This is a genomic window from Rothia sp. HC945 (assembly GCF_051370785.1).
Classification (GTDB): Bacteria; Actinomycetota; Actinomycetes; order Actinomycetales; family Micrococcaceae; genus Rothia.
In genome coordinates this window covers 331,331-341,159 of sequence record NZ_JBFCSN010000002.1, presented here as the reverse complement: position 1 = coordinate 341,159, position 9,829 = coordinate 331,331, and the positions used below count along the sequence as shown (strand labels likewise).

At 63.7% G+C, this 9,829-nt stretch carries 8 protein-coding genes and 1 tRNA gene; 7 read left to right on the top strand and 2 right to left on the bottom strand.

Features of this window, described 5'->3' with window-relative positions:
- Positions 1 to 284: 284 nt before the first annotated feature.
- Positions 285 to 2,744 carry a trehalose-phosphatase gene (gene otsB / locus AB0Y14_RS10050; RefSeq protein WP_436589111.1) on the bottom strand — a complete coding sequence of 820 codons (2,460 nt, stop codon included), beginning with the start codon at positions 2,742 to 2,744 and terminating at the stop codon, positions 285 to 287.
- A 154-nt stretch (positions 2,745 to 2,898) separates the two neighbouring features.
- Here otsB and AB0Y14_RS10045 point away from each other — a divergent pair, with 154 nt between their 5' ends.
- The 3 genes from AB0Y14_RS10045 to AB0Y14_RS10035 all read left to right on the top strand — a co-directional run bounded on the left by AB0Y14_RS10045 (position 2,899) and on the right by AB0Y14_RS10035 (position 5,096).
- Positions 2,899 to 3,792 (top strand): DsbA family protein, encoded by an 894-nt coding sequence (locus AB0Y14_RS10045; protein WP_436589110.1) that lies wholly within the window; start codon positions 2,899 to 2,901, stop codon positions 3,790 to 3,792.
- A 122-nt stretch (positions 3,793 to 3,914) separates the two neighbouring features.
- Positions 3,915 to 3,991, top strand: a tRNA-Thr gene (locus tag AB0Y14_RS10040).
- Positions 3,992 to 4,172: 181 nt separating this feature from the next.
- Entirely contained in the window at positions 4,173 to 5,096 is a 924-nt protein-coding gene (locus AB0Y14_RS10035; protein WP_436589109.1) for an SDR family oxidoreductase, read from the top strand.
- Here AB0Y14_RS10035 and AB0Y14_RS10030 read toward each other — a convergent pair.
- Positions 5,065 to 6,162, bottom strand: a complete 1,098-nt coding sequence (locus AB0Y14_RS10030; RefSeq protein ID WP_436589108.1) for a TDT family transporter — start codon at positions 6,160 to 6,162, stop codon at positions 5,065 to 5,067. The genes AB0Y14_RS10035 and AB0Y14_RS10030 overlap by 32 nt on opposite strands.
- 91 nt (positions 6,163 to 6,253) lie before the next feature.
- Between AB0Y14_RS10030 and AB0Y14_RS10025 the strand changes: the two genes are divergently transcribed.
- The 4 genes from AB0Y14_RS10025 (at position 6,254) to AB0Y14_RS10010 (ending at position 9,787) form a co-directional block, all read left to right on the top strand.
- Positions 6,254 to 7,180 (top strand): LysR family transcriptional regulator, encoded by a 927-nt coding sequence (locus AB0Y14_RS10025; RefSeq protein WP_436589107.1) that lies wholly within the window; start codon positions 6,254 to 6,256, stop codon positions 7,178 to 7,180.
- 100 nt (positions 7,181 to 7,280) lie between these two features.
- Positions 7,281 to 7,874: a histidine phosphatase family protein gene (locus AB0Y14_RS10020; protein ID WP_436589106.1), complete on the top strand. Its 594-nt coding sequence runs from the start codon at positions 7,281 to 7,283 to the stop codon at positions 7,872 to 7,874.
- 165 nt (positions 7,875 to 8,039) lie between these two features.
- A complete protein-coding gene (locus AB0Y14_RS10015) occupies positions 8,040 to 8,831 on the top strand; it encodes a DeoR/GlpR family DNA-binding transcription regulator (protein WP_129314859.1) in 792 nt (263 codons plus the stop codon).
- Positions 8,828 to 9,787 (top strand): 1-phosphofructokinase family hexose kinase, encoded by a 960-nt coding sequence (locus AB0Y14_RS10010; RefSeq protein ID WP_436589105.1) that lies wholly within the window; start codon positions 8,828 to 8,830, stop codon positions 9,785 to 9,787. Before AB0Y14_RS10015 ends, AB0Y14_RS10010 begins: the two co-directional genes overlap by 4 nt.
- Positions 9,788 to 9,829: the final 42 nt, after the last annotated feature.

Sequence of the window (9,829 nt, the reverse complement as noted above, 5' to 3'; positions counted from 1 at the left end):
CCGAAAATGTTTTTGGTGTGGGGGAGTGGTGTTGTCTGCCTGTTGTGGGCGGGTGGCACTGTTCCCCCACCTTTTTTTGTTTAATGTCCGGACCCTGTGGCCCCGGCCCCCGGGGCTGGTGCCCCGGCGCCCCGGGCCCCCGGGGCTGGTTCTGGTGTCGGGGTGGTGGGGTGATCACACACCACGCCGCTGTCCTGGCACGGTAGGCCACTATGTAAAGCCCCGGTCCCTTGAAAGGGACCGGGGCTTTGTTTGTTTAACCGACAGATCCTTGGTCGGCTGAATCAGCCGGTAACGTTCGCCTCATGCCAGTCTGCCTGAGCCGAATGCTTTCGGCGTAGGTGAGCCAGGCGGGCCAGAGCATGGGACATCGCTTCGGGCCCTGTGACTCGGAGGCGCGCCACGGAATCCGCCCTTCCGACTTTGATCCCGAGGTCGTCCGGTCCGAGGACGCTCAGAGCGTGTTCATCCGTGAGGTCGTCACCGGCAAAAATGGACACGTCCGCCTGGACGACATCCCGGACGGCCTTCATGGCGTCGCCCTTGTTCACCTCGAGCACGGCGCATTCGACGACGTACTGGCCTGGGGACAACATGACTCCCGGAATCCGTTTGAGCGTCTGGACGGCGTCCGCTTCGGCAGCCTGAGCAGCCTCGTCGTCGCCCATGGTTCTCGTATGGAAACCCACGCCGGCCGGTTTGTGCTCTATTTCCGAGCCAGGATGGCGCCGGACCAGGTCTTCTACGGCTTGGGTGGCTCGGTCGAGTGCCGCGCGTTGATCGTCGCTCAGCCGCAGGCCGGGTGACTCCTCGCCGGCGGCAGACAAATCGAACTCGGCGCCGTGCGACCCTGCGAGCAGCATCTTGCGGTTGGGGTCGGCGACCTCGCGGAGAAAGTCCAGCGGGCGCCCTGAGATGAGCGCGACCGAGGTGTTCGGGAGTTCCGCCAGGGAATCCAAGGCGTTTTCCGACAGCGGCAACGCACGTGCCTCCTCCGGGTCGGTCGTGAAGGGAGCCAATGTCCCGTCGAAGTCCATCGCAACCAGCAGGTTGTCCACACCTGCCGCGCGTTGGAGCTCTTCCTCCACGGCCGGGGTGGGGAACGGCCCGTGGCCACGATCCATGTGACCGACGGCGGGCAGCTCGTCCGTGGACGGTTCCGGTCCAAGATTGTCTTCTCGTGTCTTGGACAGGTCTTCCAAGAACCGGGTAGACCAGTCCTCGACGTCGTGCGCGAAGATCTGCTCCCTCATGCCCTTCATGCGATCCTGTTGTTCTTCGATCGTCATGTTCTTGGCGTACAGCAGGGCTTCTTTGAATCCGTCGATGTCGTGCGGGTTGATCTGTATCGCGTCCGGAAGCTGCTCGGCTGCGCCCGTGAACTCGGAGAGCACCAGGGCGCCGGTATGATCCAAGTGGCTCACCACGAACTCCTTCGCGACGAGGTTCATGCCGTCGCGCAGGGACGAGACCACCAAGACATCGCTGGCCAGATACAAAGCGATCATCTCTTCGAACGGGTAACCATGGTGCAGATACCTGATCGCTGTGTGGGACATCGTGTCGAACTGGCCGTTGAGTCTTCCGACCATGCCCTCGATCTGTTCTCGCAACTCTATATAGGAGGCGACTCGCTCCCGGGAGGGGCTCGCCACCTGGATCATCGCCGAGCTCTCCACGGTGAGATCCCCGTCATTCAGGAGTTCTCCATAGGCCTTCAATCGGTGGCGAATGCCCTTGGTGTAGTCCAACCGGTCCACGCCCAAATAGACGGTCTTCGGGTTGCCGAGCTCTTCCCGGATCTGACGGGCGCGCCTCTTGGTCGTGGCCAGGGACGCCATTTCCGTCACGGCCTCCACGTCGATCGAAATGGGGTACGACGCCGCCCGAGCAATCCATGTGGGAAGATCGCGATTGAGCCGTTCCTTGCGGGCCCGGCGTCTCGACGTCACGTTCGGCATGGCATTGGTGTAGGCCCGGCGGAACCGTTCGTTCTCTTCGTCCTCATGCTGCTCCTGAGGCGTCTGCGTCACCTCGGCCCGTTCGCCGTCGAACTGGACGCCCAGGATCTGGTCGCAGCACCTCCGGAAATTCTGGGCATCTCCGGGACGCTGGAAGCCGAGAAGGTCCGCGCCCAGCAGGCCCGTGAGGACCTGCTTGCGCCACGGGAGCTGCGCGAAGATTTCCAACGGCGGGAACGGGATGTGATCGAAGAACCCGATGGTGAGGTCAGGGCGGAGATGCCGCAACATGGCCGGTACCAGTTGCAACTGGTAGTCCTGGACCCAGACCGTGGCATTGCGGGAGGCGTTTCGTGCCGCCGCTTCCGCGAACCGACGGTTCACGGCGCGGTACGTGTCCCACCACGTACGGTGGAACTCGGGAGGGGCGATGACGTCGTGGTACAGCGGCCAAATGGTCGCGTTGGAAAACCCCTCGTAGTAGCGGCGGACCTCGCCCTCTGAGAGCCCTACCGGCACGAGATGGAAGACATCATGGTCGAAGGGCTCGAGCTCTTCGTCCGCGGCACCGTGCCAGCCGATCCAAGCGCCGGAATGACTCGACATGACGGGGGCGAGGGCGCTGACCAGGCCCCCTGGAGAGCGCCTCCAGGTGGACTCTCCGGTGTCGTCTACTGTTCGGTCCACGGGCAGCCTGTTGGCTACGACGACGAAGTCGTAGTCGCCCACGGGGCCTTCTTCGGAAGCAACGCGATCCTGCGTCAGTTCTTCACTCGGATTCATGGTTTCTCCCTTCAACCAACCTGTACCAAGCCTATCCGCAGTTGGTGGGAGAGGAAGGAGCGTTCTCCGAGTAATTTGTTGACCGGCTATTCAGCAAATTCGGCTAGGCTATTCGCGACTGTAAGTACCGTCCAACTCGAACAGGGAGCATATCGTGGCATCTTCCACTTCGCCGCGCAGCAGCGAGGCGAGAGAAAAGGCGCGCCAGATCGCCGCAAAGCAGAGCAAAGGGGCCGGAAAGAAGTCCCGTCTGTGGTGGCAGATCGGCGTAGTCGTCGTGCTGGTGCTCATCATCGGCATCATTGCTGCGGTCTACACGCACAACAAGAAGAGCGAGATCCCGGATGCCGGTCCGGTGCCCGCCAGCGCAAACCAGTACGGCGGAATCGTGCTGACGAAGGACGGTATCAAGAAGGACACCTCGGACGTCGACAAGAGGGACGTCAACGACATCAAGAAGTCCTCCGAGTCCGCTCCGCCAGACGACGAGTCCAACGGCAAGGAGACCACCCTGCCCCTGGGCATGACCACTTCCGAGGACGCCAAGAAGAACGGTGAACCGGCGAAGGTGACCACGTTCCAGGATTACAACTGCGTCCACTGCGCAGAGTTCGAAAAGGCCAACGGGGACGAGATCAAGGAGAAGGTCCTCAACGGAGATATCACCCTGGAAATCCGCAACCTGAACTTCCTGGACCAGGAGACGAGCACGGAGTACTCCTCGCGTGCCGCGGCGGCCGCCTACTCCGTGGCCGACCAGGTCTCGCCCGAGAAATTCCTCGACTGGCAGCAGGAGATGTTCTCCCACCAGGGCCAGGGAGGAATGAGCAACAAGGAGATCGCCAAGATCGCGGACAAGTACGGTGCCGACATCAAGGACGACCTGGACAACAACAAGTACAGGCCCATGGTCAACGTCTTGGTTGCCGAATCGAAGAAGAACGACGTGCAAGGCACTCCGACCACTTATGTGGACGGCAGAAAGTTCACGGGGCAGAGCTTCCCCGACTTCCTCGATGGCATCATCAAGGACAAATCGGGTCAGTGATCCAAGCCTGCGGTGCTGCATGTGGGGCACGATGCCGGTCACGGAGTCGTGTCTCACACGCGGCCTGGCGGGTTTGGGATAGTCCTGGGCGCCAGGTAATCTGATCAAGCGCCTCGGCGCCTGCCTCCTTAGCTCAGATGGCCAGAGCATCTGTCTTGTAAACAGAGGGTCGCCGGTTCGAATCCGGCAGGGGGCTCCATGTTCAAAGGGCCACGAACGGCATCAACCGTTCGTGGCCCTTCGTGTTTCATGGGGTTCCGCGGCGTCGCGGGCCGGCGTGGGATTAAGCGTGTGGCTTGACCTGGTGGCAGGGGGATTCTCCGCCTTCCTAGACTGGTGCCGAAGCGTACTTCCGTTGGACACCCTCTAGAGGAGACACCATGACTCAGAAGAATACGCAGAACGATGTCGGCGTCGATCAGCTGACTTTTCAGAATCCCGTACACCGCTTCCCCTCGATCGAGCCCCCTCAGCAGCATCAGCCGGAGCCCGGCCTGGACGAACAGCTCGCCCCCAAGGCCGATAGGGGGGAGACCAGTTACCGGGGGACGGGGCGTTTGGAAGGGCGCAAGGCCCTGATCACTGGCGCCGACTCCGGAATCGGGGCCGCGGTGACCATCGCTTTCGCGAGGGAAGGTGCCGAGGTCGCCCTCAACTACCTTCCGGCCGAGGAAAAAGACGCCCAGTACCTCAAGAACCTCCTGGAAAACGAAGGGCACACGGTGCACCTTCTCCCGGGCGACCTGTCCGATCGGGAATTCTGCCGGAGCGTGGTCGACCGAGCCCATGAAGCCATGAACGGGCTCGACACGCTCGTCAACAACGCCGGAAAACAGGTAGTGACCGACGGGCTGCAGGGGCTCAGTGATGAAGAGCTGGAAGCCACGTTCGACGTCAATATTCTGGCCATCTTCCGAGTCACCCGGCAGGCCCTGAACTACCTTCCGGCTGGCTCCTCGATCGTCAACTCGACGTCGATCCAGGCCTACGACCCGTCGCCGCACATCATGCACTACGCCTCGACCAAAGCGGCCATCAACAACTTCTCCAAGGGGCTCAGCCAGGAACTGGCCCCGAAGGGAATCCGTGTCAACGCGGTGGCCCCAGGGCCGATTTGGACGCCACTGCAGGTCAGCGATGGACAGCCAAAGGAAGCCCTTCCCCAGTTCGGCAAGAACACCCCGATCGGACGCGCGGGTCAGCCCACCGAATTGGCCCCCGCATACGTCTTCCTGGCGTCATCCGAATCCAGCTATGTGATCGGCGAGACCCTCAACGTGACGGGCGGACAGGTCTCGCCGTAACCAGAGCCCGGGTGAGGTTGGTGACCGACCCCGTGGCCGCGATGCACCAGTGCACCGCGAGGACGAGAAGCAGCGCGAGGGACAGAAGATCCCATCCCATCAGGTGGGTCCCGAGGCTGCAGGTTCCCACGGGGAAGGTCATGGCCCACCAGCCGGGGCTGAAGGGCATGCCGCGGAGAAACTGCCGGTACGTCGTCGCGGCCGCCCACGCAAAGACCGGGATTCCGATGCACAAGACGATCACGCCGTATATGTGGGCGAAGTCCGACAGGACGGAGCCGGTTTCCGGTCTGACGAACGGGGCGGCGGCCATGGCCAACGACTGGGCGGCTGCCGTCGATTGCCCCACGATGCCCAGAGGAATGAAGGACGACGCCGCGGCGGCTGGTGGCAGCCCCTCGTGTCTCCACGCATGCTCGTAGGCGACTCCGAATACCGCGACGCCCATGGCCAGGGCCACGAAAAAGCTTCCGACCGACAATAGTCCCGCGAGTATTGCCCCGTGCGGGGACGCGGCGTGCGCGACCAGTTGGGCCCCCGTCGTCGCCGTCACCATGGGTGCGACCACGGGCAATCCCCACGCGGGCAGGGGACGCTCATTGTGAATCTTCATGAGCTTGGCACCGAATCCCACCGCGCTGACCCAGCCGATCGCGGTTCCTATGATCCACAGGACCCAATCCACCGACCAGGCGGTTGCCTCCAACTGGGGAATCCAGTGAGGGATGACGGCCGACGTCGCGGAACCCACAGACAGGTACCCCATCGAGACCATGCCCCAGGCACTGATCTCGGAATGCCTGGACAACGAGTCCATGAGGACACGAGGTCGACGAATGCACCTCGCCAGAAAACCCACGCTGATCAGAACCAGCAGTGCCCAGGCGGTCAGGCACAGCACCACGTCCAGCACCGGGATTCCGTGGGCCCGAACAAGGGACGCCAGCAATGACGTGCCCATCACGGAACCGAACCACGCGGGTCCCGCCGGGAACGCGGTGGGGCGTCGTATGCTCTCCGTATTCTCCCGCGGGTGCGTGTCGAAGTGTTGCGCTGAACGAAGCATGGGTCGAGCCTATGCCCGTCATTGCGCCTCGAGTAGGGGGTATTCAACTGTCGGCCCACAACTCGAGCTTGTGACCCGCTAGGCTTGGACCATGAGCGTGCATCGACTTCCGGACCTCTCTGTCTGGGCCCTGATCGACGAGGTGGACCGGCGCGGGAGCCTCGGCGCGGCGGCACGCGCCCTAGGGATGACGCAACAGGCGGCCTCGGCCAAAGTCAGGAGCGCGGAAAGCCTCATCGGGGTCGACCTGTTCGCGCGCTCTCCACGGGGCGCCGTCGCGACCCCGGAAGGGCGCACGGTGCTCGAGGCCGCAGCGGGCCTGCTCGAGTCCGCACGCTCGCTTTCGGAGGCGGTCGACTCGGTTCGAGGGGGCGCCTCGAGGCGGCTCACGGTTGCGGCCAGCAATACCGTGGTCGAGCACTATCTCCCGACGTGGACGGGGGACATGCTCCGTCGGGATCCAGGTGTGAGGATCGACGTCGTCGCCGCGAACTCCCGCGAGGTCATGCGCGACGTCGTGGCCGGAGACGTCGAGCTCGGTTTTATCGAAACCCCAGAGCGCCCGGGTGGCGATCCGGATGCCGGCCGGTTGCGCGAAGAAGCCCGCTGGCAAGGCAAGCTCCTGGCTCGTTCAGTGGCCTGGGACAGTATCATCCTGGCCGTGACCTCGACCCATCCTTGGGCCGACGAACCACCAACGGTGGATCAGGTCCGCACCACCCCTCTGCTGCTTCGGGAGTACGGCTCCGGAACCCGCCGCGCCGTTGAACAGGCATTGCCGGGAATGGTCGCTCCCGCAGCGGAGGTCGGGTCCCTCTCCGCGTTGTGGCGCACGGCTCGGGCGACCGGGATACCCGCATTCTTGCCGTCGCGGGCGATTGCCGAGCCCCTGGTGCCAGTGCGCGTCGAGGGGCTCGACGTCGGGCGTCCCATTCGTGCGATTTGGCGCCGAGGTCGTCACCTGTCCACCGTCGCGAGTTCCCTGATCGCGGCGGCGGAGGATCCTGCATCCCCGTAACAGGGGTCGGGCCAGAGGATGTTGGGCGTCACACAAAAGTCCACGCAAGCCCACAGGCCCGAGTAGGATCGATCCGGATCGATCTATGAGGAGGCAACGAGTGACTCAGGAACAGGCCGAGAAATCCGTGATGACGGGGCGTCTTGTCGTCGTGCGTCATGGACAGACCGACTGGAACAAGGCCGGCCGGATGCAGGGCAGCTCGGACATCCCCCTCAATGACAGAGGTCGCGAACAGGCGCATGAGGCCGGGAGTGCCCTGGCGGAGCAGAACGAGTTCTGGAACTACCTCGGGTCATCGCCGCTGTCCCGCGCCCAGGAAACGGCTCGCATTATCGGTGAGCACGTGGGTCTGTCGGAGATCGAAACCGTCCCTGGCGTCATTGAGCGCGCCTATGGTGACGCCGAGGGGCAGACGCTGTCCTTCGAGGACTCGCGCCATCCGCAGGACCTGTTCGCGGGAGTCGAGCCCGAAGCGGACGTCTACCGTCGTGGAGTCGCAACCCTCAAGGACCTGGTCCTCGAGCATCCTGGGGAGAACCTCCTGGTGGTGAGTCATGGGACGCTCATCCGTAGGGTTCTCCTGGCGACGACGCCGGGGGACTGGAGCCAGCACGTGCCGAACGCGACCCCGATCGAGGTCGACATCGAAGGATTGTTCGCGTGGGATCCGGAGCAGCTGGTTCTGGACTGAAACGTTCCGTCATGGAGTCCACGATCGCGGCGTAGCGGGAATGTGCGTTTCCCTGCGAACGCTAGCGATCGCAATCAATCCCGTTGACCGAACCACTTAATGCCACATAAAATCAAACACGCACAAACGGGGGTTTCCCGTTGACGTAACCGGGAGTGTTTCACCATGTTCGCTGAAGAACGACGGGCGGAGATCGCCAAGCTGGTCAGCAGCGCCCGGCGAGTGAACGGTGCCGAACTGGCCCGCCGATACGAGGTCACGATGGAAACCGTGCGCCGTGACCTGGCGGCTCTCGAAGCCGATGGCCGGTTGCGCCGAGTGCACGGCGGGGCCGTGACCGTCGAGCAGTCCACGGCGGTCGAATCCAGCATTTCCTCCCGACAGACAGTCAACACCCCGGAGAAGCATCGCATCGCGTCCCGTGCATACCAGCTCCTGCAGGATGCCGACGCCGGGGCCGTGGTTCTCGATGCCGGTTCGACGACCGAAATCTTGGCCGACCTCATCGCAACCTCGGACTTCTCTCTCAAATCCGGTGCCGATCGTTTGATCGTCACCCATGCTCTGCACATCGCGGTCAAGCTCGCCGAAGCCGACGGGATCGTTCTCGACCTCGTCGGCGGCCAACTGCGCAAGATGACGTGGGCCGCGGTAGGCACGCGAGCTGCGGAACATTTTTCGACCATCCGCCCGGACATAGCCCTGATCGGCGTCAACGGACTCAACGAAGAGTTCGGGTTGTCGACTCCAGGACTGAACGAGGCCATCGTCAAGACCGCGATCGTGCGCAGCGCGCGCCGCGTGGTTCTTCTGTGCGATTCGGCCAAATTCGGTCAGGAGTCGCTCGTGAGGTTCGCGAGCCTGCCCGATATTGACGCCCTCATCACTGACAAGGCGCCCGAAGGATCCTTGGCAGCCGCCCTCGAAGAAGCGAACGTAGAGGTTCTCATCGCATGATCGTCACCCTGACAGCCAATCCCAGCCTCGATCGAACCGTCGAGATTCCCTCAGCCCTGGATCGCGGAACCGTGATTCGTGCCAGCCGTTCGGTGGCAGACCCCGGCGGCAAGGGCGTCAATATTGCCCGCGCTCTGAGCGTCAGCGGCGTCGAGACGGTCGCCGTACTGCCCGGTGACGATGGTGATCCTGTTCTGGCAGGTCTTGCCGAGGCGAACGTCAGGTATTCGAACCTGGCGACCGGTTACCCGATCAGGACAAACGTGACCGTGGCAGAGCCGGACGGGACTACGACCAAAATCAACGCCCCCGGCGAGCCCTTCGACGAAAGAGCGCAGCGCGAGCTGACTCGCTTGCTGATCAATGAGGCCGACGGCGCCGGTTGGCTGGTCCTCGCCGGTTCGTTGCCTCCTGGTGTGCCCAGCGACTACTACGCCGTGATCTCCAGGGCGGTCAGGGAAGGCCTGGGGGACGAGGCTCCCCGCGTGGCCGTGGACACCTCCGGGTCCGCGTTGAGGGACACCCTCAACGGCCAGGACGGACTGCCGACCCTGATCAAGCCCAACTCCGAGGAGCTGGCGGAATTGGTGGGGCGTTCGGGGGCTTGGGAAACACTCGAATCGGATCCGGTGGAGACCGCCAGGACAGCCCGTGAACTCGTGGACCGCGGCGTCGGCTCTGTGCTGGCGACACTCGGTGCCAAAGGCGCGGTTTTGGTGACTGCCGATGGTTCGTGGCACGCCCAGCACGCTCCGATCCGTGCCCGGAGTACGGTCGGCGCCGGGGACTGCTCGCTCGCCGGATACCTCCTGGCTCATGAAGCCGGTCAGGAGCCGCAGGAATGCTTGCGCCAGGCCGTGGCCCACGGCTCGGCGGCCGCATCCCTGCCTGGGACCCAGGTTCCTACCCTTCAGGACACGACCCCGCAGGCCGTGACCGTGACCAAGATCGACTGACAGCACAACCCATCCCACGCCCCGGCGGGCCGCTTCCGCCGG